Below are 26,618 nucleotides of genomic sequence, written 5' to 3'. Positions count from 1 at the left end.
TCAGTATAAACGCTTAAGTCACGCGAACGCATCTTTCACGCTCAAGGAAAAGCGGGATTAAGGCCTGGTTAACGTTCACCGAAGGGAAGCGATGTGATATACTTTCGCACCTTTAAATCCGGGATTATGTAGAGGGATAGCGGCTCCATGAGCGACCTTGCGAGAGAAATTACACCGGTCAATATCGAAGAAGAGTTAAAAAACTCCTACCTCGATTACGCCATGTCGGTCATTGTTGGCCGAGCCTTACCCGATGTGCGTGATGGTCTGAAGCCGGTACACCGCCGTGTGCTTTTTGCCATGAGCGAACTGGGCAACGACTGGAATAAACCCTATAAAAAATCCGCCCGTGTGGTCGGTGACGTCATCGGTAAATATCACCCGCACGGCGATTCCGCGGTATACGAAAGTATCGTGCGTATGGCCCAGCCATTCTCCCTGCGCTACATGCTGGTTGACGGTCAGGGTAACTTTGGTTCGGTCGACGGCGACTCCGCCGCAGCGATGCGTTATACCGAAGTGCGCATGGCAAAGATCTCTTCGGAGCTGCTGGCTGACCTGGAAAAGGAAACCGTCGATTTCGTGCCGAACTATGACGGCACCGAGCAGATCCCTGAAGTCCTGCCAACCAAAATTCCTAACCTGCTGGTAAACGGTTCTTCTGGTATCGCGGTAGGTATGGCAACCAACATTCCACCGCACAACCTTACGGAAGTGATCAACGGCTGCCTGGCGTTCATCGAAGATGAAGAGATCACCGTTGAAGGCTTGATGGAGCACATTACCGGGCCAGACTTCCCGACGGCGGCCTTCATCAATGGTCGTCGTGGTATTGAAGAAGCCTATCGCACCGGGCGCGGTAAGATTTACATTCGCGCACGTGGCGAAGTGGAAACCGATGCCAAGACCGGCCGTGAAACCATCATCGTGCACGAACTGCCGTATCAGGTGAACAAAGCGCGTCTGATCGAGAAGATCGCTGAGCTGGTGAAAGAGAAGCGCGTGGAAGGCATCAGCGCGCTGCGTGACGAATCTGACAAAGACGGCATGCGTGTTGTCATTGAGATCAAACGCGATGCGGTCGGTGAAGTGGTTCTCAACAACCTCTACTCGCTGACCCAGCTGCAGGTCTCATTCGGCATCAACATGGTGGCGCTGCATCAGGGCCAGCCGAAGATCATGACGCTGAAAGGCATCATCGAGGCCTTCGTGCGTCACCGTCGTGAAGTGGTTACGCGCCGTACCATTTTCGAACTGCGTAAAGCGCGCGATCGTGCTCACATCCTTGAAGGCCTGGCGATTGCGCTGGCGAACATCGATCCAATCATCGAACTGATTCGTCGTGCACCCACGCCAGCCGAAGCGAAACTGGGCCTGTTGGCGCAGTCGTGGGATTTGGGTAACGTTGCCGCGATGCTGGAACGTGCAGGTAACGATGCCGCGCGTCCGGAGTGGCTGGAAGCCGAGTTTGGTATTCGCGAGGGTCAATATTATCTGACCGAACAGCAAGCGCAGGCGATTCTGGATCTGCGTCTGCAGAAACTGACCGGCCTTGAGCATGAAAAACTGCTCGACGAATACAAAGAGCTGCTGGATCAGATCGCTGAACTGCTGCACATCCTGCAGAGCGCTGAGCGCCTGATGGAAGTGATCCGTGAAGAGCTGGAGCTGATGCGCGATCAGTTCGGCGATGCACGTCGCACTGAAATCACCGCGAACAGTGCAGACATCAACATCGAAGACCTGATTAATCAGGAAGACGTTGTGGTGACGCTGTCGCATCAGGGTTATGTCAAATACCAACCGCTGACGGACTATGAAGCCCAGCGTCGCGGTGGTAAAGGCAAATCCGCCGCACGTATTAAAGAAGAAGACTTTATCGACCGTCTGCTGGTGGCCAACACCCATGACACCATTCTGTGCTTCTCCAGCCGTGGCCGTCTCTACTGGATGAAGGTCTATCAGCTGCCGGAAGCCAGCCGTGGCGCGCGCGGTCGTCCAATCGTCAACCTGTTGCCGCTGGAAGCTAACGAACGTATCACCGCCATTCTGCCGGTGCGTGAATACACCGAAGGCTTCAACATCTTCATGGCCACCGCGAGCGGTACCGTGAAGAAAACCGCGTTGCAAGAGTTCAGCCGTCCGCGTAGCGCGGGCATTATCGCCATCAACCTGCGTGAGGATGATGAGCTGATTGGTGTGGCGCTGACCAACGGTAGCGACGAAGCGATGCTGTTCTCTGCCGCCGGTAAGGTGGTGCGCTTCGCTGAAACTGCGGTACGTGCGATGGGCCGTTCGGCTTCGGGCGTGCGCGGTATCAAGCTGGCTGAACGCGATAAAGTGGTGTCGCTGATTGTGCCACGCGAAGAGGGCGCGATCCTCACCGTGACGCAGAATGGTTACGGTAAACGTACCGCCAATACCGAGTATCCAACCAAGTCGCGTGCGACCCAGGGTGTGATCTCGATTAAAGTCACCGATCGTAACGGACCGGTTATCGGTGCGGTACAAGTGGTGGATGGCGATCAGATCATGATGATCACCGATGCCGGTACGCTGGTGCGTACTCGCGTATCGGAAGTCAGCGTGGTTGGCCGTAACACCCAAGGCGTGATTCTGATCCGTACTGCGGAAGATGAAAACGTGGTGGGTCTGCAACGGGTTGCTGAGCCGGTGGAAGAGGAAGAACTCGACGCCATCGACGGTAGCGTCGCGGAAGGCGAGGAGGATATCGCGCCGGAAGTGGACAGCGACGACGAAGCACCCGAAGCTGACGACGAAGAGTAATTCGTAACGGCTTTATTAAACGGCAGGTCAGGAAACTGACCTGCCGTTTTTTTATCTGAGTTTTCCCCTAAAGGCGCGGGCTAGCTGGCTTTTTAGGGCCGATAAAGCTAGTGTATGAAAGCTTTTCAACATCCTGATAACTCTTACCGCCAGTGAGCCTCTTTTGAAATATCTTGTCTCCTTTCGCACTACGCTTCGAATTTCGCGCTATCTATTTCGTGCGCTGGCGTTGCTGCTCTGGGCGCTGGGTGCGCTGCTGACCACTTTCTACATCATCAACGTGCTGCACGAGAAAGAGAACGCGGTGCGTCAGGAGTTTGCCACCAATTACGGTCAGGCTGAGTGGTACGTACGCCACTCGGCGGATGTGATGCGCGAGCTGAAATACATCACCGAAAATCGCCTGAGCAGCAGCGCTAATGGTCTGGATGTGCTCAACGGTTTGCCGCCGGGCAAAGGTGCGCTGCCGCAGTTCACGCCGCTGTTTTCCGATGGCGACTGCACCTCAATGAGCAACACCTGGCGCAACTCGCTGGATTCGCTCAGCTACTACATCAATTACTGGAAAAGCAATTTTGCCTCTGCCTATGAATTGAACCGCGTGTTCTTCATCGGTGGCGAGAACCAGTGTCTGGCCGATTTCACCATCGGCAGCAACAATTCAGTCGATCGTGAACGTAGCCTGAAAGCGCTGCGTGAACGCGTGCTGCACTATCGCAACGGCAATGAAGAAGAGCGCCGCCAGCCGATGTACTGGATCACCAGCAGCGCGCAGCCGGGCGTCGGCAACTTCTATATGGTGATGCCGGTGTATGTGGCGAACAAACTGCAGGCGCTGCTGGGCGTGGAGCAGAATATCCGCCTGGATGAGTTCATTCAGCCGGGCGGTTTGCCGCTGGTGGCCACCATCACCGATGAAAATTACCGTCCGCTGCTCAGTTCACGTCGCGGCGGGCCGGGCTACTCGCTTGACGATCTGCCGGACAACAGCACCTGGTTCGGCTATCTCGACAGCTATCGCCAGCTGGTGCTGAAGAAGCCGCTGCCACCTTCCAATCTCAATGTGGTGTGGTCGCTTTCCACCGACGTGTTGATGGATCAACTCAAGCTGATGCTGATTAACGCGCTGCTGCTTAATATCTTTACGGCGGTAATTTTGTTCACGCTGGCGTGGGTTTTTTGAGCGCCGCATGTTCCTGCCGGCTGAAGAGAATGCGCATCGACTGGAGGAGCACGAACAGTTCAACCGCAAAATTGTCGCCTCGGCGCCGGTCGGCATCTGTATTCTGCGCACCAGCGACGGCACCAACATTCTGAGTAACGAGCTGGCACATAACTATCTGACGCTGCTGACGCAGGAAGATCGTCAGCGTCTGAATGAAATCATCGGTGGTCAGCAGGTTAACTTTGTCGATGTGCTGACCGGCAGCAACACTAACCTGCAAATCAGCTTTGTGCATTCGCGTTATCGCAATGAAAACGTGGCGATTTGCGTGCTGGTCGATGTCTCGGCGCGCGTGCGTATGGAGCAGTCGCTGCAGGAGATGGCGCACTCGGCCGAGCAGGCCAGCCAGTCGAAATCAATGTTCCTTGCCACCGTCAGCCACGAACTGCGCACGCCGCTGTACGGCATTATCGGTAACCTCGATCTGCTGCAAACCAAAGTGCTGCCGAAAGGCGTCGATTCACTGGTGACGGCGATGAACAACTCGTCGAGCCTGCTGCTGAAGATCATCAGCGACATCCTCGACTTCTCGAAGATTGAATCCGAACAGCTGAAAATTGAGCCCCATCCTTTCTCGCCGCGTGAAGTGGTCAACCACATTGCCAGCAACTATCTCTCGCTGGTGGTGCGCAAACGCCTGACGCTGTACGTGTTTATCGAAAACGATGTGCCGCTGACCCTGGATGGCGATGCCATGCGCCTGCAGCAGGTGATATCTAACCTGCTGAACAACGCCATCAAATTCACGCATACCGGCTGTATCATCTTGCATGCTTACGTCAAAGAGGGATATCTGGCGTTCCGCGTGCGTGATACCGGCGTCGGTATTCCGGCCAAAGAGGTGACGCGCCTGTTCGATCCGTTCTTCCAGGTAGGTTCGGGCGTGCAACGTAACTTCCAGGGAACCGGCTTAGGGCTTGCGATCTGTGAAAAGCTGATCAACATGATGGACGGCGATATCGAAGTTGATTCCGAACCGGGCATGGGCAGTCAGTTTATCGTGCGCATTCCGATCTATTCCGGTCAGATGGCGGCACCACCGCTGCTGGACGGCTTGCAGGAAAAAGCCATCTGGCTGGATATGCGTAATGAATACCTCGCCAGCTTCCTGCTGCGTCTGCTGCAACAGCAGGGCATTCAGGTGGCGTATTATCGCGGTCAGGCGGCAGCGGATGATGTGATCATTAGCGATCACGATGAGCTCGCTGCGCAAAGCGGACGCGCGCATATTCGTATCTGTGGTCAGCACATCGATATGCCGCACGAAACCGCGCCGGGTCAATGGATCCAGAGCAGCGCGATGCTGCACGATCTGCCGCAGCTGCTCGGCCGCATCTACCGCATCAACATCAATAGCGAAACCGCCACGCCGCTGCCGTTAACCGCGGCAAAAGCAGCTGCGACCTTCGAAGATATCATCGTGCTGATTGTTGATGACCATCCGATCAACCGCATGCTGCTGTCAGAACAGCTCGGCACCGTGGGATATCAGACCAAAACCGCGCAGGACGGCGTGGATGCGCTGAACGTGCTGAGCCGCAACCATATTGATATCGTACTGAGCGATGTGAACATGCCGAACATGGATGGTTATCGTCTGACACAACGTCTGCGTCAGTTAGGACATACTTTCCCGGTGATTGGCGTCACGGCCAATGCGTTAGCGGAAGAGAAGCAGCGCTGTATGGATGCGGGCATGGATAACTGTTTGTCGAAGCCGGTTACACTGGATGTGCTGAAAAGTACGCTGGCGGTGTATGCGGAACGCGTCAGAAAGGGCAGGGAAGGGGCGTAATACGCGAGCAAAAAATGGGCGGTGTCAGAAGACGCCGCCCATTGAGGATTACTCTTTGTCGACCTGAGTGGCGCTAACCGAAGAGAGATAGTTCAGCAGCGCGATATCATTTTCCACGCCCAGTTTCATCATGGCTGATTTCTTCTGGCTACTGATGGTTTTGATACTGCGGTTCAGTTTCTTAGCAATCTCAGTCACCAGGAAACCTTCTGCGAACAGACGCAGTACTTCACTCTCTTTCGGTGACAGACGTTTGTCACCGTAACCGCCAGCGCTGATGCGCTCCAGCAGTTTTGCCACGCTTTCCGGCGTATATTTTTTGCCTTTCTGCAGAGCAGCCAGCGCTTTTGGCAGATCGGTTGGTGCACCTTGCTTCAGTACGATCCCTTCGATATCCAGATCCAACACCGCGCTCAGGATCGCTGGGTTATTGTTCATGGTAAGAACGATAATCGAGAGATCCGGATAGTGACGTTTGATGTATTTGATCAGGGTGATACCGTCACCGTACTTCTCGCCTGGCATGGAGAGGTCGGTAATCAGGACATTGGCGTCCAGTTTGGGCAAGCTGTTTACTAATGCTGTTGAGTCTTCAAACTCACCTACAACGTTAACCCATTCAATCTGTTCCAGTGACTTACGGATACCGAACAGAACGATCGGATGGTCATCGGCAATAATTACGTTCAAGTTATTCATCTTATTGGTTACCTTGCTGCAGCAGTTGGCTGACGTACGCGTCAATTTCACTGGTGGTATTTTTAATGGTTAAATCGTCACATACTTTAATGTGTTGTTCTAACGCTTCACAAAGCAGTTTACCTGACCCCAGATTGAGCATGGCAAACACGCCTTTCAGGCGATGTGCTGTCTGAGCAAGCGAGGGATAATCCTTTTCCGCCGCTTCAGTATACAGTCTCTTCACATCTGGCGGTACTGTCTCGGTAAACAGCTGGAAATAGCCTCCGCTCATCAGCGGCGTGGCTTCTTCATCTTCGCGACTCTCCTCTAACAAATCATGAGAAAGCTGCTTTTCAATCAGGGCCAGCAGCGCATCAAGCAGTGCATTACTGAGATTGAAGTTGACCCGGAATTGTTGATCGTTCAACGCGTGATGACCCATTTCGTCACCAGCCAGTAACAGCGCCCAACCGTTCAGACGGGCGGGATCGTCGGTTACCAGCACATCATGATCCTGACCGGTCAAACGTTCATCCGACGTCAGGCATTTCGCGCCCCAGTTTTCGAGGTGGCGGCAAACGATCTTGTGTACATCTTCGACGGCGATATCCACCAACGCGGTCACGCCTTCCAGCAGTTTCTCTTCCTGCTCACCTTGCTGCTCTAACGCCAGCGGCAATTGGATGTTGTAGCGTGTGCCGATATCAGGTTTAGCGATGATCTCCAGCTGGCCGCCCATCTGTTTGCACAGCTGCTTACAGAGGAAAAATGCCATGCCGGATGCCTGGCCAAAACGATCCTGCGTGGTTTCACCAAGATAGGGGAAATCGACATTCGCCAGTTCATCGACGCTTAAGCCGGAGCCGGTATCCACCAGCTGCAGCAAGACCTGATTAGGCTTGTCTTCAGTGGTTTTAATCTCCAGCGAAATCTTGCCCCAGCGCGTGGTGGTCAGCGAATAGTGCATCAGCGTGGTCAGCACTTTACGCAATGCACGACGATCGCCAAAGCGCATCTCGTCATTGGCTAAATGGTTGTTCACCACTAAAGCCAGACCTTTACGGCGCAGCAGCGGCAGGCTTTCCAGCGCGATTTCATCCAGCATATCCTGCAGGTTGAACACGCTGGCATCTGGAGACCAGTCATGCGCTTCAAGGCGATTGAGCAGCACGATGTCATCGACAAGGCGCGCCAATCCCTGGCTCTCGTCGAGCAGATCGAGCACGCTTTCGTCATCGTCACGCTGGCTGAATTGCACCAACTGCTTAACCATACTTTGCAGCGGACGGTTCAGCGCGTGACCGAGGTTATGCATTAATTGCTGACGCATCTGGTGATTGCGATCCAGCACCTGTTGCGCCTTCTGCAGCTTCTTATTCACCAGTAATTCACGGTCCTGATCGCGCATCATAAACAGCTGGGTATGCGGCGACAGCACGCTGCGCGCGTGGCGAATCTCATACACTTCGTTATTGATGGTGGCCTGCAATACGCCCTGATGCTGATCCGACATATTGATGATCTTCTGCAAATTCAGGTGCGGCAGCAGATGTTCGGCGATTTTATTGCTGAGCAGCGTGCGGTTGGTGGCGAAGTCGTACACCAGCAAGCCGACCGGCAAACTGGCGACAATCTCTTCATTCAGCATGCGCAGCGAATCCAGCTCGGCGCTCTGGTTTTCGTTCGGGCGCAGCGACTGCTGACGCAGCAGCGTAATACCGGCAATCGACAATAAAAACAGCACAAGGTTGATCAACAGCGGCCACATCAGGTTATGCAGCGTATCCAGCGCCAGGCTGGTAAGCGGCACGCGGTACACCAGCTGCAGCGACGTACTTGGCAGCGATGCGGCGATCTCCAGATTCGGATTCACCAGCGCCACGTGGGTGCTTTCGCTGCTGGTGTCGTCGCTGGTGGTGGCGGTGGTGGAAGTTTGCGTGGCGTCCTGACGCAGCTGGAAATTCTCCAGCGGCATATTGCGCGGGATCAGATCGTTAACCGGCAAATCGAACGCCACCACGGTGGCTAAGTGGCCTGGCTGATTGAAGGTAGTACGCAGCGTAAAGTAGTGATCGTTCTGCCAGGCGAAATGACGCAGCGGCGAGAAACTTTCGCGCTCATCCAGCGCATTAGCCTGCTGCAGCATTTCGGCGCGGCGGCTATCAACCAGCGTATTAATCGCGCTCTCTTTATAACGCGTCGCCATGTCTTTCAGCGGCAGCGTGGAGATCATAATCAGGCTGTTATCCTGACCATTAAGGAAGTACATCGACCAGGTCGGATTTTCCGCGCCCCACAGCGTATCGAGATAGTTGGACATGCGCATGGTCATATCCAGCGTGCTGCTATCGTGCGAACCAAAAATCAGCGCTTCGGTTTTGCGGCGGGTTTTTTCCAGATAATAGACATCCGGGCGCAGGCGGGTTTCCTGAAGATTGCTGTTCGGCGACGAACCGGCGGCGCTGGTGGCCAGGTTTTCATAGATCTGCCACGTAGCGAAGCGCGACGCATCGATGCGTTTCTGCATCGCACGCGCCAAATCGGTCATCGCATAGCGCTTCTCTGTAATCCAGGCATTCACGCTGTTGTGCACTATCGCGCCCAGCGCCAGAAAAAGCACCAGGTTAAACACCACGAAAAAGCGCGTTACATTGCCGGATGTCAGAGGAAATTTATAAGGCAGCATAGTGTCTCAGGATCATGGAATTAGCGCGCAACCCGTCGGGCACTGGCAGCGACGGCCAGCAGCAGCAGAGCGATAAGCAAAAATGCACCACTCAGGCTGATCCACTGGGAAATTAATCCGATTAAAGCCGGACCTGAAAGAATACCTGCATAGCCTAACGTTGTCATGGCCGAAATCGCCAGATTCGACGGCATATCGTGTTGATTCCCGGCAGCATTGAACAACATCGGCACCGTATTGGCGAGACCAAAACCCACCAGCAGGAAAGCCAGCAGCGCAATTTGCGGCCACGGCAGCAACACCGCCAGCGTCATGCCCGCTGCAGCGGCTAGCGCACCGGTCAACATCACCGGATAACGGCCAAAGCGCTGAATCACTTTATCGCCGGTCAGACGACCAATGGTCATCGCCACCGAGAACACCGCATAACCTAAACCGGCGTGCGCCGGGCTCATCTCCGGGCTTTGCAGCAGCAACAGCGCGCCCCAATCCAGCACCGCACCTTCGGCAAGAAACAGAATAAAGCAGAGCAAACCGAGGAAAGCCACCCAGCCGCGCGGAATAACCAGCCACGGCTGATCGGGCTGATGCAGGCGTTCGGTCATCAGCGTTGGCAGGCTCCATACCAACAGCAACACAATCAGCACCATCACCGCGCCAACCGCTTGCAACGGCGTCAGGCCGCTGCCGAGCAGCAGGCTGACGGAGCCCGCGCCGATAATGCCGCCGAGGCTAAAGAAACCGTGGAAACCGGACATCATCGGCTTGCGCGCGGCTTTTTCCACTTCAACCGCCTGCACGTTCATCGCGACATCCAGCATGCCGAGTCCGGCACCAAACACCATTAAAGTGGCGGCCATCAGCCACATCACATTGAGCGTCGCCAGCAGCGGTAACACCGCCAGCACCACCAGCGTGGAGCACAACATCACCCGACGACCACCGAAACGCGCGATTAACCCGCCGGTAATCGGCATCGCCGCCAGCGATCCAATGCCTAAACACAGCAACAAACCGCCCAATGACGCGCCGCTCAACGCCAGACGCTGGCTGGCGAACGGCACCAGCGGTGCCCATGCGGACATGCCCAATCCGGCGATGAGGAAAACGATGCGTGTCCCAAGGTTGACACGGTGATGCAATTTATTGTGCGGCGCGGCGTCCAGTGCTGTCATAAAGAGTATTTTTCATTAGCGGTTGAAGCGACGAAGTTTAGCATCAAAGCGGGCGTCACACCGCGCATCAGACAATTCGGATGGCAGCGATTAAACGCCAGAAACAGGCATATTACCGATTTTTCACGCGTCGCTGCGCTTTTCCAGAACTTTCCTGGCATGTGCCAACCATAACTGGAGTGACTTAAGTAAAATTTTTTCTGCTGAATGATGCAGTATACTGATGAAAGATTCCGCGCCAGACGCGGCTTACACGTCAATTTTTTGGCGCTGTCGCAAAGCATGCATTTCCGGATTTTCGCCAATAGGCAGCGACCACCTAAAACCGATATGTTAGTCATCCCATCGGCTCCCGATGCGGAATATAGCGAGATCGAGAATATTTCTCCCGATTGGGAGAGTTTTGCTGTGTCTTCTTTTAATCCTTGTTACCTGCTGGTAACCCGTTTTCATCAGGCGAAGCGGACCGTTTATTAACGGCCTGTATGGCGCACCGGTACGCTTAAATCATTAATAAGCTTAATGGCCGCTGCAATAGATTCCCTGTAACGAGGTTACCCATGTCTTTACATCAATCAGAACAACAATTAGCGGCGATTCTACAATCCGCGGTCAGCCTTTATCCGGTGGCAGACGACGCTTCAACTCTGCAAACGCGCAGCGTGGATACCACGCCGCCCGCGCCGCTACGTCCGTATGAACCCATAGCGATGGATGGTGTGATCGCCGCGTGGGAATCCGGCAGGAACATTCACCTGCGTGGTCGCGCCGAATCCGAACCCGGCGCCACCGTGACGATGACCTTTAACGGTGAAAGCTGGCACAGCACGGTGAATAAATGGGGTTACTGGAATGCCTCAATGCCGCCTTCGGTGCTCAACGGATTAGCCGACGGCGCCTATTCGCTGACGCTAACCATCACCGACAAAGCTGGCAACAGCACCGATACGCAGGTGGGCTTCGGGGTTTACATGGATAAAACCATCAAGCCCACGCTGACGGTGGATCCAATCAGCGGGGATAACGCGGTTAACGTGGCAGAAGGCATTTACGGCGTGGAGGTGCACGGTAGCGTCACGCATATGCCGGCGAACAGCCATCTCACGGTGATCTTAGCCGGTAATAAATATATTGGCGGCGTTAATGACAAAGGCGAATGGACCGCCGCCATTCCCTCACAAGATCTTCAGGCATTACAGGATGGCATCTATAGCCTGAAAGTCAGCGCCACCGATCCCAACGGCAAAACCACCGTTTATCAGCAGGATGTCACCTTAATTACCCACGTCAGCAGTTTGCCGCACATCAGCTTCGATAAGGTCACGGCAGACAACGTGATCAATAAAGATGAGAGCCAAAACGATCTCACCTTTAGCGGTGACCTCTCGGTGATGGTGCCGGGCCAGCAACTGTTGCTGTGCAGCGGTGATGCGGTCTATCACGCTCAGATTGGCAGCGATGGTCACTGGCAGGCAACGATTCCGTCCAGTGACGTAGCGAATTTCATTTCACTGGGCGAAGTGCGTGTATATGCGCAGGATGGCGCCGGCAACAGCACCGACGCATTGCTGGAACTCAACGTGGTCACCAAACTGCCAGACATCTATTACGAAATTGATATTGGCGGCGATACCACGCTGAGTCAGCAGGAAGCACAGCACGATCTCAGTTTCTATCTCGAAGGCGTAAAGGAGCTGACGCTCAACGGCAAAAACTACACGCCGGTCAATGGCATGGTGACCATCAGCGCCGACGATCTGCAGGCGCTGCCGGATGGTGAAGTGTCGCCGCTGGCCACGCGCTGGGATGAGTACGGTAACCACGACACGCAAATCATCGAGAACCTGTTCACCGTCGCCACGCATCAGGTGCCGACCGTTACGCTGAATCAACCGTCAGGCGACAGCGCCGCCGCTCCGCACAGCGATGCGCGCGCCACGGAAAACCACTACAACGCCAGCGATAGCAGCTACACCCTCGCCGATCATCTGCAGCAACATCAGGTTCAGAGCCTGGCGTAATCCGCACATCAGCCGCTAGCGACCTCGGCTAGCGGTTGCCAGCCCACTATCATTTCTCACGGGACAACAGGGATGACTGTACAAGCCTTCAACAGCGACAGCGGCATCGCGGCGATGCTGCGCGTGGCGGCACGCTTCGGTAAACCCGCAGACGCCAGCACGCTGCGTCAGCAGATGCGCTGGTTTCAACATCTGGCACCCACGCAACAACTAGAACGTTTAGCCGGGCTGTTAGGCCTGCATTTCATGCTGGTGCCGCATAGCAAACTGCGCTGGCGGCAGGAAATTGTGCCGGTATTGCTGCTGCTGGAAAACGGCAGCGTGGCGTTGATAGAAGAGGTGGATCGCAACGGTGGCGTGCGTTACTGGCTGAGCGAAAGTGGCGATGTGGTGCGCGCAGGTCAGCTGCAGGATTTGTTACTGCAGGCTGACATGCAGGTTGGCGTGATTGGCGTGGCGGCACGGGCGCGCGATGCGCGCATCGACCAGTTTGTGCAGCCGTATCAGCCGCACTGGTTCTGGCATAACTTTCGTGGCATGAAGCGGCGCATCGCGGAGATCTGCCTGGCCTCGCTGGTCGGTAACGTGCTGGCGCTGGCGGGCATTTTGTTTTCCATGCAGGTGTACGATCGGGTGATTCCGGCGCAGTCGCAGCCGACGTTGTGGGTGCTGTTTGCCGGTGTGGTGCTGGCGGCGGCGATCGAGTATCTGATTCGCCTGATGCGCACCCAGGTTTCCGATCTGATGGGCAAACGCATCGACCTGAAAATATCCGCCATGCTGTTCGCGCGGGCGATGACTATCCGCAACGAGGCGCGTCCGCGTTCCACCGGCTCCTTTATTGCCCAACTGCGTGAAATTGATCAGGTACGTGAACTGCTGACTTCCACCACGGTGAATACCGCCGCCGACCTGCCGTTTGTGCTGCTGTTTCTGCTGATCATGGCGTCGATTGGCGGCTGGCTGGTGCTGATTCCGTTACTGGCTATTCCGCTGATTGTCATTCCCGGTTTGCTGGTTCAGATCCCAATGGCGCGGCTGGCGCAGGAAGGGTTGCGTGAAAGCGCGCTGCGCCAGGCGGTGCTGGTGGAAACCCTTGAAGGTGTCGAAGACATCAAAGCGCTGCAAGCGGAACCCTATTTTCAGCGGCAATGGGAGCAAACGCACGAAGTCAGCGCGGCCATCAGCAATCAGCAACGTTTGTGGGGCGCGCGCCTCACCGGTTGGTCCGCCAGCGTGCAGCAGCTCACCTATGCCGGCATGTTGGTGGTCGGTGTCTATCTGGTGCTCGACAATCAGATCACCACCGGCACGCTAGTGGCATGCAGCTTGCTCTCGTCACGCACCATCGCGCCGCTGATGCAGCTCACCATGGTGTTCTCGCGCTGGCAGCATGCTAAATCGGCAATGAAAGGGCTGGATGAGCTGCTGAAAAAGCCGCTCGACCAACCCGATCACGCCACGCTGGCGCACTGTCCGGTGCTGACCGGCAGCTATCAACTGCAAAACGTGCATTACCACTACGAAGAGGAGAGCGGAAATAGCGTGCTCAACATTCCGCAGCTGCAGATTACGCCCGGCGAACGTGTGGCGATCCTCGGTAAAGTCGGCGCGGGTAAATCGACGCTGCTGAAGATGCTGGCCGGTCAGGCGCGCGCCAGTCAGGGCAAAGTGCTGGTGGACGGCGTCGATCTCACCTGCATCGATCCGGTCGATCTGCGGCGTCAGCTTGGCTGGCTGTCGCAGGATGCACGGCTGTTTTTCGGCACGCTGCGCCAGAACCTGCTGCTCGGCAATCCGCACGCCAGCGAGCAGGAGATGCTACAGGCGTTGCGCATCAGCGGCGCGCTTGCGCTGGTGCAGCAGGACGCTGCCAGCCTCGATCGCATTATTCATGAAGGCGGACGCGGCTTGTCCGGCGGCCAGCGGCAAATGGTGCTGCTCAGCCGGCTGATTCTGCGCCAGCCGCAGGTGGTTTTGCTGGATGAACCGACGGCGGCGATGGATGAACAGCTGGAAGCGCAGGTGATTCGTCAGCTGGCGCAATGGGTAACCGGGCGCACGCTGGTGCTGGTCACGCATCGTCCCGCGCTGCTATGCATGGTTGATCGCATTATCGTGATGGATAACGGCCGTATTGTGGCTGATGGCGCGCGCGACGAGATTCTGCGTCATGCCGCCAGTAAAAAAGGAGATGCGGCATGAGCGTGGTGCTGTTGGATAAAGATCTGGCGCGGCGTGAACGTCGCACCTCGGCCATCATCTGGCTGTGCGTGGTAGCGCTGCTGCTGTTTCTGCTATGGGCGTACTTTGCGGTGCTGGATGAAGTGACGGTGGGCATCGGCAAAGTCACGCCTTCCAGCCGCGCGCAGATCATCGATAGCCTTGATGGCGGCATCGTCAAACAGCTCAATGTGCACGAAGGCATTATCGTGCGGCGCGGCGAGGTGCTGGCAACGCTCGATCCCACGCGCTTTCAAACCAACTTTGGTGAAGCGATTGCGCGGGTGCGCACGCTGAGAGCTTCCTCTGAACGTTTACAGGCCGAGCTCAGCGACACGCCGCTGAAATTCAGTGCCGATATCCTGCAACATCCCGATCTGGTGACGCGTGAAACGCAGCTTTACCAGGCGCGGCGGCAGAACTTTATCGAGACCATCGGTAATTTGCAGCAATCCCTCGCGCTGGTGCAGGCAGAACTTAACGTGACGGAACCGCTGATGCTGCGCGGCGCGGCGGGCAAGGTGGACGTGATTCGTCTGCGTCGTCAGGTGAGCGATCTGCGCGGCAAAATCGACGAAGCACGCAACGATTATTATGTGCGCGCTCACGAAGAGCAGGTGAAGAACAACGGTGAGCTGGATGCGCAATTGCAGGTGGCGGCGGGCAAACAGGATCTGCTGACGCGCACCACGCTGACTTCGCCGGTGCGCGGCATTGTGAAAGATGTACGCGTCACCACCGTGGGCGGCGTGCTGGAGCCGGGTGGCAAGCTGATGGAGATTGTGCCGCTGGAGGATCAGCTACTGATTGAGACGCGCATCAATCCGCGCGATATCGGCTATATTCGGCCAGGTTTGCCTGCGGTAGTGAAGATCACCGCTTACGACGCTTCCATCTATGGCGATCTGCGCGGTGAAGTCGAAACCGTCTCGCCCGATACGTTGCAGGACGACGTGCGGCACGACGAATTTTACTATCGCGTCTATGTACGCACGCAAAAAGCCGAGCTGACCAATAAAAGCGGACGCAAATTCGCCATCATGCCCGGCATGGTGGCCAATGTTGAAATTAAAACCGGTCAGAAAACCGTCATGGAATATTTACTTAAGCCGCTGAATAAAGCGCAGGAATCACTGCGCGAGCGTTGATAATCTGCACCGATTATTATCGCAGCGATCTTTGTTACGCTCCGAAATTAACATTGCCATTTTAAGACTATGAATTGAACAAAATGTGCGGAAAGCAGCAAATAATGCATAGCGATGGTTGTGGTTAATTTAACTCGCATAATTAACTTTACGCAATATAGGGTGATATCTGAATTTCGGGCAAAAAAATGCCGGGCAATCTAGCCCGGCGGGAAATTAGGGTAAATCAAATCATTCGGGGTGAATGAAGGTAATAATGAAATAAATGATGATAGCGGGGATAATTGTATGCTCTGGATGGGTTAAAGTTTTGTCATTCAGTGCGGAATTGTAACTCATGTAATTTTATGTTTTTAAACGATTAAATTATATGTTGTCAAAAAGTGCTATATTTTTTACCTATCTGTGCTGGTTATTAGTTCCCCGATATTTACATCCTGAAATAACTATTTAATAGAATGAAACAGTTTTGGAAATTTAGTAGCATTTTCGTGATAGATTATTGCCCAACATAAAATAACAATGGCTTGCCGGCTGATTTTTTAATCGTTCAGCTCGCAGTGGCAAAAATAAAGGCACATTATAGAGGGTAATAAAATGAAACTTCGCGTTCTCTCCCTGATGATTCCTGCATTGCTGGTTGCAGGATCAGCAAGCGCAGCTGAAATTTACAACAAAGATGGCAACAAATTAGACCTTTACGGCAAAGTGGATGGTCTGCATTATTTCTCTGATAACTCTGGCTCAGACGGTGACCAGTCTTACCTGCGTTTTGGCTTCAAAGGTGAAACTCAGGTGACCGATCAGCTGACCGGTTACGGCCAGTGGGAATACCAGGCTGCACTGAACACCGCAGAGAGCGAAGGCACCGCGAACAGCTATACGCGTGTTGGTTTTGCTGGTCTGAAATTTGGTGATGCAGGTTCATTCGATTACGGCCGTAACTACGGCGTAATGTACGATCTCGGCGCATGGACTGACGTTCTGCCAGAGTTCGGTGGCGATACCTACGGCGCGGACAACTTCCTGTTCCAGCGCAGCAACGGCCTCGCAACCTATCGTAATACCAACTTCTTCGGTTTAGTGGATGGCTGGAACTTCGCGGTTCAGTATCAAGGCAAAAACGATAACCCAACCGAATCTACTGGCTCTGGTCGTGATGTGTTGGGCGAGAACGGTGACGGCTACGGTCTGAGCACCACTTACGATCTGGGTTCAGGTTTCGGTATTGGTGCAGCGATGTTCCAGTCTGACCGTACCAATAACCAGAACGGTAACAATCCACGTACCGCCAACATCCTGGGTCGCGGTGATAAAGCCGAAGCTTACAGCGGCGCGCTGAAGTATGACGCTAACAACGTTTACCTGGCCGCAATGTACAGCCGTTCATACAACGCAACGCGTTTCGGCGCCAGCGATAGCGGCACCGTTTACGGTTACGCCAACAAAGCGGATAACTGGGAATTGGTGGCACAGTACCAGTTCGACTTCGGCCTGCGTCCATCTCTGGCGTTTGTCTCTTCTCGCGGCTCTGACATCGAAGGTTACGGCAGCCAGAACCTGAAGAAATACATTGATGTAGGCGCAACTTACTACTTCAACAAAAACATGTCGACCTACGTTGATTACCAGATCAACCTGCTGGACGACAACAACTTCACCGACGCAGCCGGTATCAATACCGATGACGTCGTAGCACTGGGCTTGGTTTACCAGTTCTAAGGGTGATGGAGCGTGACTTGCCGGTCACGCTCCCGTTTTCAGCAGCGCATCCAGCGCGGCACGCAGCACCTCGACCACCCGTTCCGACTCCTCGCCAATCTGTACCTGCACAATCGCACCCTCAACCAGTAACACAATCTGCGCCGTTTTGACCTGCTGATCGGGCATCAACTTGTCGCTGATCGCCTGCGCCATCTCACGCTTATGTTGACGAATCAGTTCGCTGGCTTCCGCTAACGTGTCGCCCAGCTCCGCAGCGGTATTGATAAACGCACAGCCACGATAATCGTCATCCCTGAACCAGCTCAGTAAAGCCGCGGGCAGCGCATCGATCAATGCCGCGTGCTGATTTAGCGCCTGGCGAAACGCCAGCATCCAGCGCTGATGGCGCTGCTGTAAAAACGCCAGCACCAGCGCATTCTTCGCCGGAAAGTGACGATAGAAAGTCACTTTGGTCACGCCCGCTTGCGCAATCACCTTATCCACACCGGTGGCGCGAATGCCTTGTTGGTAAAACAGCTGCTGCGCGCACAGCAAGATACGATCGCGCGCGGAGGCGGTGGCATCAAAGATCAGAGGCTCAAGCATAAAAATTCCTGTGTTTGCATGTAGACAGAATTGTCTACATACGGCAGGATGAATCAAGTAGACAGATCTGTCTACATAATCAGGAGAATTAACATGCTGGTGCCACCGTTCAATCAACAAACCGCGTTACAGAAAGTCCGCATGGCGGAAGATGCCTGGAATAGCTGCGATGCGCAGCGTGTTTCGCGGGTGTACAGCGAAGATACGCGCTGGCGCAATCGCAGTGAATTCGTCAATGGACGCGCAGAAGTCGTGACTTTCCTGCAACGTAAGTGGATAAAAGAGTTGGATTATCGACTGATCAAAGAGTTATGGGCGTGGCATGAAGATAAGCTGGCGGTGCGCTTTGCCTATGAATGGCATGATGACAGCGGTAACTGGTTCCGCAGCTATGGCAATGAGAACTGGCACTTTGGCGCCGATGGTTTGATGATTCAGCGATTCGCCTGCATCAACGATCTGCCGATCCGCGCCGACCAGCGTCTTTTTCACTGGCCAGCTGGCACGCGCCCGGACGATCATCCGGGCCTGAGTGAGTTGGGGTTATAGCGTTTATTGCATACCGCGCCATTTTTTGGCTTTTGGCGCCGGTTGCGGCGGCGGGTTGGTGATGGCGGTCAGGCTGCCTTCCATCGCGACACCCGCCAGCGTGAAGGCGGAGAAGCTAAGCCAGTGCTGCCATTTACTGTTTTGTGTTTTAGTATTTTCCATTCTGCACCTCGCTGAAGTTCAACTCATCTTCAACAATGCAGCATTCATGCCAGCGCACCGCTCTCAGCGCCACGCGCCTTGCAGCGACTTTGCTACACTGCGCCAGCGCTGAAGCGGTGCAGAAGGGTGATTTTCTGGTGCAATAATTTAACGTCGGCGTGCAGGATAGTGCTGAATCAGGCGATGGCGGTAAGTCTGCCAACATTTGAAGCTGCTATAAATAAATAGCGCGGCGGTAATTGCGACAATCATATAAACCATCTGATGCTCCTGTAGGCATAACGTTGCAGGAAGCGCTTATCCTGTGTCAGCGTTTATCGAACATCAAGCAGCTTTAGACTGCTTTACAAGCGAGTTATGCTTTGTAATTGGCTGTAGTAATGCGTTACAGATGAGGAATTGATGCGTTTTCAGAACATTCTGCTAATTAGCCTACTGGCATTAGGACTCAGCGGTTGCGAAAAAAACAGCAGCCAACCCGCGCTGGTGCTGGAAGGCAAAACCATGGGCACCGTGTGGCGCGTCAGCGTCGCCGGCGTTGATCCGCAGCGTAAAGCGGCGTTGCAGCAGCTGATCCAGCAACAGCTTGATCGCGATGACGGCGAACTCTCGACATGGAAAAGCGATTCGGTGCTGTCGCACTTTAATCAGTATCAAGGCAACGCACCGCAGCCGGTAAGTGCTGACATGGCGGACATCGTCACTGAAGCGCTGCGAATCGGGCATAAAACATCGGGTGCGATGGATATCACCGTGGGCCCGCTGGTCAATCTGTGGGGTTTTGGCCCGACGAAGCAACCGGCGCACACGCCCAGCGAGGCGGAAATCGCCGCCGCTAAAGCGCTGACCGGTTTGCAGCATCTGCGCGTCATTCAGGGTGTTGATGGCCAATGGCTGCAGAAAGATTTGCCTGGCTTGTATGTCGATCTCTCCACCATGGGCGAAGGTTATGCCACCGATCATCTGGCGCGCCTGATGGAGCAGCAAGGCATCACCAATTATCTGGTTTCGGTGGGTGGCGCGGTATTGAGCCGTGGCGCTAATGCCAATCAGCAGCCGTGGCGCGTGGCGATCCAGAAACCCACCGATCGCGAAAACGCGGTGGAAGCGCGCGTTGATCTGCAAGGGCATGGCATCAGCACTTCCGGCAGCTATCGCAACTATTATGAACTGGACGGCAAACGCATTTCGCACGTCATCGATCCCACCACGGGAAGGCCGATTGAGCACAAGCTGGTTTCGGCGACGGTGATTGCTACCACTGCGCTGGAGGCGGATGGCTGGGATACCGGTTTGATGGTGCTCGGCAGCGAACGTGCTAAAGCGTTGGCGTTAAAAGAGCATCTGGCGGTTTATTTGATCAGCAAGCAGGGCGACGGCTTTACTCACTGGATGTCGCCGCAGTTTAAAACCTTCCTCATCGATCAGGCATCTCAATAAAGGAGGCGCACATGCTGGATTTATTTAGTGACGAAGCGCCGTGGCAGGAACCGCTGGCGGATGGCGCGGTGATTCTGCGGCGTCGCGCCCGCGATCAGGCTGATATGCTGCTGGGGGCGATTCACGACATCGCCGCTAAAAATCCCTTTGCCCATCGCATCACGCCCGGCGGCCATCGCATGTCGGTGGCGATGACCAACTGCGGCGATTTTGGCTGGTCCACAGATTCACGCGGCTATCAATATACCGAGCAGGACAGTAACAGCGGACACCATTGGCCGCCGATGCCCGCGCTGTTCCGCGAACTGGCGCAGCACACCGCACGCGAAGCGGGTTTTGCCGGTTTCAATCCTGATGCCTGCCTGATTAACCGCTACGAACCCGGCGCAAAACTGACGCTGCATCAGGATAAAGATGAGAAGGATCTGCGCCAGCCGATTGTGTCGGTTTCATTAGGATTGCCTGCAGTGTTCCAGTTCGGTGGTTTCGAACGCGGCGATGCCACCCAGCGTGTGCTGCTGGAACATGGCGATATTGTGGTTTGGGGCGGGCCATCGCGCCTGCGTTATCACGGCATTTTGCCGCTCAAACCCGGTATTCATCCGCAGGCAGGCGCTTTCCGTTTTAACCTGACTTTCCGCCGTGCTTTTTAGCCATTTTTGTGGCGGCGCAATTTATTGCGTAATACATGTTAGTTAAGCCAGTGATGAGGGCGCTGACCGGTGCCACTTTTGGGCCGGCGGTCCTCGCGCCGCTAGCGCGGTTCCTTCACTTCGTTCGTCTGCCTGACGGACCGGCGGAGACGGGACATCCTTGTCCCGGCTCCGCCTTTCGCCCGCGTCCTGCGGGCTCTCCTGGCTTCCTCGCTTCGTTCAGCGCTAGCGCTGCGGAATGCCGGCCCAAAAGTGGCCCCGACCAGCTCCGAACCTTCATTGCGCGTTATTAAAAAGGGCACATTAGCAGAGGCGCTGGCGCGTCTGCTGTGGCAGCGCCCGTACCAGCTTTAAATCGAAATTTCTCCTTATCTGACAAGCATTGCGCAAGTTAATGCGCGATAAATCGCGCCGCTACCAAACAAGCGGCGAGAAACGCTGTGCTCAGACAACTATGAGATGAGAATTATTCTTGCTATCAGCCAAGGCGACATTAAACTGCAGGCTGCTTTATTGACCGCTGGAACCCTTTGATGGCATTGCTGCAAGTCGTTTTTCGCCAGTACCGCTGGCCTTTTATTGGCGTCATTCTTCTCACGTTGTTAAGCGCCGTGCTCGGTATTGGCCTGATTGCCTATATCAATAATGAGCTGATCGTCGCGGTGAATACTTCGATTTCAGTGCTGCCGAGTTTCCTTGGCCAGCTGTTCCTGTTGATGGCAGTGACGCTCGGCTCCCAGCTGGCGTTGACCATGCTGGGCCACCACTTTGTCTGGCGGCTGCGCGGCGAATTCATTAAGCGGATTCTTGATACGCGCGTGGAGCGCATCGAGCAGATCGGCAATGCCCAGCTGCTAGCCGGCCTGACCAGCGATGTGCGCGCCATCACTATCGCCTTCGTGCGTTTACCCGAGCTGATTCAGGGCATCATTATTACGCTCGGTTCGGCGCTTTATCTTGCCTGGCTCTCGCCCAAAATGCTGCTGATTACCTGCCTGTGGCTGGTGGTGACGCTGGTTGGCGGCTGGTTGCTGGTGTCACGGGTTTATCAGCACATGGCAAAGCTGCGTGAAACCGAAGATGATCTGTATCGCGATTTCCAGACCATTATTGAAGGACGTAAAGAGCTGCAGCTCAACCGCGAACGTGCGCAGCTGATTTACGACAGCGTTTATCAGGAAAATGCCAAAAGCTATCGCCACCATATTGTGCGCGCCGATACCTTCCATCTCAGCGCGGTAAACTGGTCGAATATCATGATGTTGGGCGCGATTGGCATCGTGTTCTTTATGGCGAACGGATTAGGATGGGCCAACACGGCGGTGGCGGCAACCTATTCGCTGACGCTGCTGTTCCTGCGCACGCCGTTGCTGGCGGCGGTGGGTGCTTTGCCGACGCTGCTCAGCGCGCAGGTTGCCTTCCGCAAACTCAACACATTCGAACTGGCGCCGTATGAAGAAACCTTCAAGGCGCTGCCAAACGTCAGCGAATGGCAAACGCTGGAGCTGCGCGATGTCTGCTTCCATTATGGTGAGCACGGATTCCAGGTTGGGCCGATCAATCTGACGCTGCGTCGCGGCGAACTGGTGTTCCTGATTGGCGGCAACGGCAGCGGAAAATCGACGCTGGCAATGCTGCTCACTGGCCTTTATCAACCGCAATCGGGCAGTTTACTGTTGGATGGCAAGGTGGTTGACTGGCAAAACCTCGACGCCTATCGCAAACATTTCTCAGCGGTGTTTACCGACGTGCATCTGTTTGATCGCTTGATCGGTGACCAAGGGCAACCAGCCAACCCAACGCTGGTGCAGCAGTGGCTGGAGCGTCTGAAGATGCAAGACAAGCTCAAGCTGGAAGGCAACAGAGTGCTCAATCTGCAACTGTCGAAAGGGCAGAGCAAACGTCTGGCGCTGCTTTTGGCGGCTGCCGAAGAGCGCGACATTCTGCTGCTCGACGAATGGGCGGCGGATCAGGACCCGCATTTCCGTCGTATCTTCTATCGTGAGCTGCTGCCGTGGTTACAGGAATCGGGCAAAACGGTGTTCGCCATCAGCCACGATGATCACTATTTCATTCATGCCGATCGCTTGCTGGAGATGCGCGAAGGTCAGCTGAGTGAGTTGACCGGCAACGAACGCGAGATGGCAACGCTGGATGCGGTGCAACGTACCGATACTGGCCATTAGCGCTAGCCGGGAAAGCTTAGCGAAAACCCTTATTGGGCAAGAGGTTGCGGAGTGAGTAAAGTGACTTCCAGCAGAAATCCTCGTTTCTGCGTCCCTGGAACACTTTTCTGTCGTCTTGTGTTGTCACCGGCTCGGGTTTATTTCTGAGCCGGTTTTTTATTTTGTCGGTAGCGGATGCGTCAGCAGCGTAATCACGCGGTTTCCAGCGAGCCAGAAACGCGCCTGCAGCAATACTTTCGTGGTGAAATGCCTATCAAAATCCCGACACAAGCGCAGCGTTGCGCGGCCTTGCTGTACGTCCAGCTCTACGACTTCCGCTTGAAGAAAATCCATCGGCTGATGCAACTGCGGCCACAACGCTTTATATACACTCTCTTTCAGTGAAAACAGCAGCGTAGCGGCCTGGGCAAAGGGCAAAGGTTGCGCCAGCAGACGCTGTTTTTCCGCCGTGCTCATCAACATCCCGGCGGTTTCATCAGCGGTTTCCTCCGCCATTATCTGCTCAACGTCCACGCCTACGCACAGTGGTTCGCGCGTCGCAGCCATCACCGCAACGCGGTGCGTGTGCGACAGCGACGCCTGAATGCCGGCGGGCCACAGCGGTGAGCGATCGGGCGCATTACACAATACAAAGTTCGATAAACCTAATTGCGAGAGGTTTTGCTGCACCAGCCAGCGACTCGCCAGATGTTCGGCTTTGCGTTTGGGCACCGCGCTCTGTAGCGACGCGGGCAGCGGCAATTGCCACGCCTGATGCAGTTCGGCATGCCAGTGTTGTTGATCGAATTCACACCAGGCGATCGGTAAGGCATGCAGCGACGTGCCAGCAGCGTGGATAAACGGGGAAGAGGGCAGAGCAAGCGGCGTTTGAGAGGCGAACATAAAAAATCACGGCTGACGGAAAACGTAGTTTTACCAGCCAGCCGGATGGAGAGCAAGCCAAAGGGGCTCGCCTGCTTTTAGTTGTTTGGCGGAATCGCCATTCCTTTAATCTGCACCACGAAGTGCTGATGGCCTTTGGTGATGCGCGCACCGCGATCGCACCAGCGCGAGGCGAGACGGAAGAAATCGTCGCTGCCGATATCGTAAGCCAGTTCAACTTTATTGATACCCGAGTGCAGGAGTTCTTCCGCATCCTGCAGGTTTTTTGCTTTGATGACCATAATGGTTTCCATCGAAAAAACAAGAGACTCAAGAGTAAGAGAATTCTGTGACAGTTTTGTTTCAGTTTGATGAAGTGCTGTCATATTTATCCAAAAATGTGATCTTGCTCGGGTCAGGTTGCTTTCGTTAAGTTACTGATTAAAAGCTAATAATCATTCAAATCCTGGCGATAATCTGATAATGGTTTGCGGTTCAGGCACGGTTAGCCTGCCATCCTTAAATCTTCGCCTGATTCACGCGTGAAGAAAGCTGTGGATGATTCTCCTTACGTTCGCTAAAGCGATCCGCAAGAGAGTCAGCGTGGCCTTTCAGGATCTGCGTGATTTTGAATAACTCTTCGGCCACATCAACAATCCGATCATCGTACGCCGAGGGTTTCATCCGGCCTTCTTCATCAAATTCCTGCCACGCTTTCGCAATCGATGACTGATTGGGAAGGGTGAACATCCGCATCCATCAACCCAGCACGCGCATCTGATTGACGGCATTGAATGATCGGGACCTGGTTAGCAAGCGAGCGGCGTCTTCTGCCGAGAATCAGCTAAACAGCGTTCACGCACTAAACCGTAAAGAACGAGAAATTTCGCTGGCCGCCCAGGTTCACCGATCTGTTCGGCAATGGAAGGATCAAAATGTTCAGTCACAAGGGCAGGAAATGAGGTCATGTGAAAATCTCCAGACAGTAAATTCAGCCTTTACTTCGAACACATATGAATTATCATATGTATTAAATTTTCACTGGAACCAAAATCGATGCTTCCTGTTCAACTTTTCAAACTGCTTGCCGACGAAACGCGTACGACGATCGTTTTATTATTGCGAGAGGCCGGAGAGTTGTGTGTCTGCGATCTCTGCGCCGTTACCCAACAATCACAGCCAAAGATTTCACGCCACATTGCCTTGCTGCGCGATGCTGAGCTGATTGTGGATCGACGTGAAGGTAAGTGGATTCACTATCGTCTCTCTCCGCATATGCCGGCCTGGGCCGCATCGATTATCGATACGGCCTGGAATAGCCAACGTGAGGACGTGCGTGAGTCGCTGAAGAACGCCGCCGCTACGGGTTGTGAATAATCATTAAACACATTTGATTTTTCGAATGCATTGGAGGCGCGATGTTTCTGGCAGGCGCAATATTTGTTTTGACCATGGTATTTGTCATCTGGCAGCCGCGCGGCCTGAGCATTGGCTGGACGGCAACGATAGGGGCTTTATTGGCGCTGGTGACCGGCGTTATCCAGTTAAACGATATTCCCGCTGTCTGGCATATCGTCTGGAATGCGACGGCTGCTTTTATCGCCGTCATTATCATCAGCTTGTTGCTGGACGAATCCGGTTTTTTTGAGTGGTGCGCTTTGCATGTCGCGCGTTGGGGAAGGGGGCGAGGGCGGCGGCTGTTCACCTATATCGTGTTACTCGGCGCGTGTGTTGCTGCGCTTTTCGCCAATGACGGTGCGGCTCTGATATTGACGCCGATCGTTATCGCCATGCTGCTGGCGCTAGGCTTCAGTAAAGGCGCAACGCTGGCTTTTGTCATGGCAGCCGGATTTATTGCCGATACCGCAAGTTTGCCGCTGATCGTCTCCAATCTGGTTAACATCGTTTCCGCTGATTTCTTCAAACTGGGATTCATCGATTATGCGGCGGTGATGGTTCCGGTTGATATTGCCGCCATCATCGCAACGCTGGTGGTGCTGCACCTTTTCTTCCGCAAAGAGATACCCGCCAGCTATGAGGTTTCACGTCTTAAACTGCCAGCAGAAGCCATCAAAGATCCCGCAACTTTCAAAGCCGGTTGGCTGGTGCTGTTGCTGCTATTAGTGGGTTTTTTCCTGCTGGAGCCGCTGGGTATTCCGGTTAGTGCTATCGCCGCATTGGGCGCGTTAATTCTATTTATCGTTGCCAAAAGAGGTCATGCAATTAACACCGCTAATGTGTTACGCGGCGCACCCTGGCAGATCGTGATTTTCTCGCTGGGCATGTATCTGGTGGTTTATGGCCTCAAAAATGCCGGGCTGACGCAACATCTTACTGACTTGCTCAACTACTTTGCCAGCCAGGGTTTATGGGCTGCCACCTTGGGTACCGGTTTGGTGACGGCGCTGCTTTCATCAGTGATGAACAATATGCCGACGGTACTGATTGGTGCGCTGTCGATTGATGCCAGCACCGCGCAGGGCGTGATAAAGGAAGCGATGATTTATGCCAATGTGATTGGTTGCGACCTTGGACCAAAAATCACGCCGATTGGTAGTCTCGCCACGTTGTTATGGCTGCATGTGCTCGATCAGAAGAACATCAACATTAGCTGGGGTTATTACTTTCGCGTGGGGATCGTGATGACCTTGCCCGTGCTGCTGGTCACCCTGAGTGCGTTGGCCTTGCGCCTGACACTGTCCCATTAAAATGAGAG

Annotated in this window: 20 protein-coding genes and 1 pseudogene; 12 read left to right on the top strand and 9 right to left on the bottom strand. The window is 54.6% G+C overall.

The features are described 5' to 3' along the window. Window positions 1–147 precede the first annotated feature (147 nt). On the top strand, window positions 148–2,787 hold the full coding sequence (gene gyrA, locus NQH49_RS13150; RefSeq protein WP_256696960.1) for a DNA topoisomerase (ATP-hydrolyzing) subunit A: 2,640 nt from the start codon (window positions 148–150) through the stop codon (window positions 2,785–2,787). Between the two features lie 163 nt (window positions 2,788–2,950). After that, window positions 2,951–5,807 (top strand): annotated as a pseudogene (gene rcsC / locus NQH49_RS13145) (two-component system sensor histidine kinase RcsC). 48 nt (window positions 5,808–5,855) lie between these two features. Here the strand turns inward: rcsC and rcsB are convergent. From rcsB to NQH49_RS13125, 4 genes are read right to left on the bottom strand one after another with little or no spacing between them, the layout of a single operon-like run. Beyond that, window positions 5,856–6,506: a response regulator transcription factor RcsB gene (rcsB, locus tag NQH49_RS13140; protein WP_007889370.1), complete on the bottom strand. Its 651-nt coding sequence runs from the start codon at window positions 6,504–6,506 to the stop codon at window positions 5,856–5,858. A gap of 1 nt (window position 6,507) precedes the next feature. After that, on the bottom strand, window positions 6,508–9,171 hold the full coding sequence (gene rcsD, locus NQH49_RS13135; RefSeq protein ID WP_256698431.1) for a phosphotransferase RcsD: 2,664 nt from the start codon (window positions 9,169–9,171) through the stop codon (window positions 6,508–6,510). A gap of 23 nt (window positions 9,172–9,194) precedes the next feature. Then, the gene (locus tag NQH49_RS13130) at window positions 9,195–10,349 is read right to left on the bottom strand and encodes an MFS transporter (RefSeq protein ID WP_256696958.1); all 1,155 of its coding nucleotides are present in this window, start codon (window positions 10,347–10,349) and stop codon (window positions 9,195–9,197) included. Further along, window positions 10,346–10,690 (bottom strand): hypothetical protein, encoded by a 345-nt coding sequence (locus NQH49_RS13125; RefSeq protein ID WP_256696957.1) that lies wholly within the window; start codon window positions 10,688–10,690, stop codon window positions 10,346–10,348. The genes NQH49_RS13130 and NQH49_RS13125 overlap by 4 nt, the downstream gene beginning before the upstream one ends. Before the next feature lie 219 nt (window positions 10,691–10,909). On the opposite strand from NQH49_RS13125, the gene NQH49_RS13120 reads away from it, so the two are divergent. From NQH49_RS13120 to ompC, 4 genes are all read left to right on the top strand, one after another. Further along, window positions 10,910–12,370: an Ig-like domain-containing protein gene (locus tag NQH49_RS13120; RefSeq protein ID WP_256696956.1), complete on the top strand. Its 1,461-nt coding sequence runs from the start codon at window positions 10,910–10,912 to the stop codon at window positions 12,368–12,370. Window positions 12,371–12,442: 72 nt separating this feature from the next. After that, window positions 12,443–14,575, top strand: coding sequence for a type I secretion system permease/ATPase (locus tag NQH49_RS13115; protein ID WP_256696955.1), 2,133 nt, complete (start codon window positions 12,443–12,445; stop codon window positions 14,573–14,575). Further along, the gene (locus NQH49_RS13110) at window positions 14,572–15,741 is read left to right on the top strand and encodes a beta-barrel domain-containing protein (RefSeq protein WP_256696954.1); all 1,170 of its coding nucleotides are present in this window, start codon (window positions 14,572–14,574) and stop codon (window positions 15,739–15,741) included. The genes NQH49_RS13115 and NQH49_RS13110 overlap by 4 nt, the downstream gene beginning before the upstream one ends. Window positions 15,742–16,338: 597 nt before the next feature. Next, complete coding sequence (gene ompC, locus NQH49_RS13105; RefSeq protein ID WP_256696952.1) at window positions 16,339–17,463, top strand: porin OmpC; 1,125 nt, start codon at window positions 16,339–16,341, stop codon at window positions 17,461–17,463. Between the two features lie 24 nt (window positions 17,464–17,487). On the opposite strand, the gene NQH49_RS13100 is transcribed toward ompC, so the two are convergent. Further along, window positions 17,488–18,051, bottom strand: a complete 564-nt coding sequence (locus NQH49_RS13100; protein WP_256696951.1) for a TetR/AcrR family transcriptional regulator — start codon at window positions 18,049–18,051, stop codon at window positions 17,488–17,490. A 93-nt stretch (window positions 18,052–18,144) separates the two neighbouring features. Between NQH49_RS13100 and NQH49_RS13095 the strand changes: the two genes are divergently transcribed. After that, complete coding sequence (locus tag NQH49_RS13095) at window positions 18,145–18,600, top strand: nuclear transport factor 2 family protein (protein WP_256696950.1); 456 nt, start codon at window positions 18,145–18,147, stop codon at window positions 18,598–18,600. A 3-nt stretch (window positions 18,601–18,603) separates the two neighbouring features. On the opposite strand, the gene NQH49_RS13090 is transcribed toward NQH49_RS13095, so the two are convergent. After that, the gene (locus tag NQH49_RS13090; RefSeq protein WP_176973727.1) at window positions 18,604–18,762 is read right to left on the bottom strand and encodes a hypothetical protein; all 159 of its coding nucleotides are present in this window, start codon (window positions 18,760–18,762) and stop codon (window positions 18,604–18,606) included. Between the two features lie 402 nt (window positions 18,763–19,164). Here NQH49_RS13090 and apbE point away from each other — a divergent pair, with 402 nt between their 5' ends. The 3 genes from apbE (at window position 19,165) to NQH49_RS13075 (ending at window position 23,041) form a co-directional block, all read left to right on the top strand. Next, a complete protein-coding gene (apbE, locus tag NQH49_RS13085) occupies window positions 19,165–20,202 on the top strand; it encodes an FAD:protein FMN transferase ApbE (RefSeq protein WP_256696949.1) in 1,038 nt (345 codons plus the stop codon). Window positions 20,203–20,213: 11 nt separating this feature from the next. Further along, complete coding sequence (alkB, locus tag NQH49_RS13080; RefSeq protein WP_256696948.1) at window positions 20,214–20,855, top strand: DNA oxidative demethylase AlkB; 642 nt, start codon at window positions 20,214–20,216, stop codon at window positions 20,853–20,855. A gap of 533 nt (window positions 20,856–21,388) precedes the next feature. Next, complete coding sequence (locus NQH49_RS13075) at window positions 21,389–23,041, top strand: multidrug ABC transporter permease/ATP-binding protein (protein WP_256696947.1); 1,653 nt, start codon at window positions 21,389–21,391, stop codon at window positions 23,039–23,041. Window positions 23,042–23,197: 156 nt separating this feature from the next. On the opposite strand, the gene NQH49_RS13070 is transcribed toward NQH49_RS13075, so the two are convergent. From NQH49_RS13070 to NQH49_RS23475, 3 genes are all read right to left on the bottom strand, one after another. After that, window positions 23,198–23,923, bottom strand: a complete 726-nt coding sequence (locus tag NQH49_RS13070; RefSeq protein WP_256696946.1) for a 4'-phosphopantetheinyl transferase family protein — start codon at window positions 23,921–23,923, stop codon at window positions 23,198–23,200. A 77-nt stretch (window positions 23,924–24,000) separates the two neighbouring features. Beyond that, window positions 24,001–24,204: a hypothetical protein gene (locus NQH49_RS13065; RefSeq protein ID WP_008105079.1), complete on the bottom strand. Its 204-nt coding sequence runs from the start codon at window positions 24,202–24,204 to the stop codon at window positions 24,001–24,003. Between the two features lie 217 nt (window positions 24,205–24,421). Continuing rightward, a complete protein-coding gene (locus NQH49_RS23475; RefSeq protein WP_372340027.1) occupies window positions 24,422–24,652 on the bottom strand; it encodes a hypothetical protein in 231 nt (76 codons plus the stop codon). A 306-nt stretch (window positions 24,653–24,958) separates the two neighbouring features. On the opposite strand from NQH49_RS23475, the gene NQH49_RS13055 reads away from it, so the two are divergent. Together NQH49_RS13055 and NQH49_RS13050 are read left to right on the top strand one after the other, a co-directional pair. Further along, entirely contained in the window at window positions 24,959–25,279 is a 321-nt protein-coding gene (locus NQH49_RS13055) for a metalloregulator ArsR/SmtB family transcription factor (protein WP_256696945.1), read from the top strand. 41 nt (window positions 25,280–25,320) lie between these two features. Continuing rightward, a complete protein-coding gene (locus NQH49_RS13050; RefSeq protein ID WP_256696944.1) occupies window positions 25,321–26,610 on the top strand; it encodes an arsenic transporter in 1,290 nt (429 codons plus the stop codon). Window positions 26,611–26,618 lie beyond the last annotated feature (8 nt).

The sequence above is a fragment of the Pantoea trifolii genome (assembly GCF_024506435.1).
Lineage (GTDB): Bacteria > Pseudomonadota > Gammaproteobacteria > Enterobacterales > Enterobacteriaceae > Pantoea > Pantoea trifolii.
The sequence above is the reverse complement of the archived record's forward strand: the minus strand, read 5'-3'. Positions and strand labels throughout refer to the sequence as shown.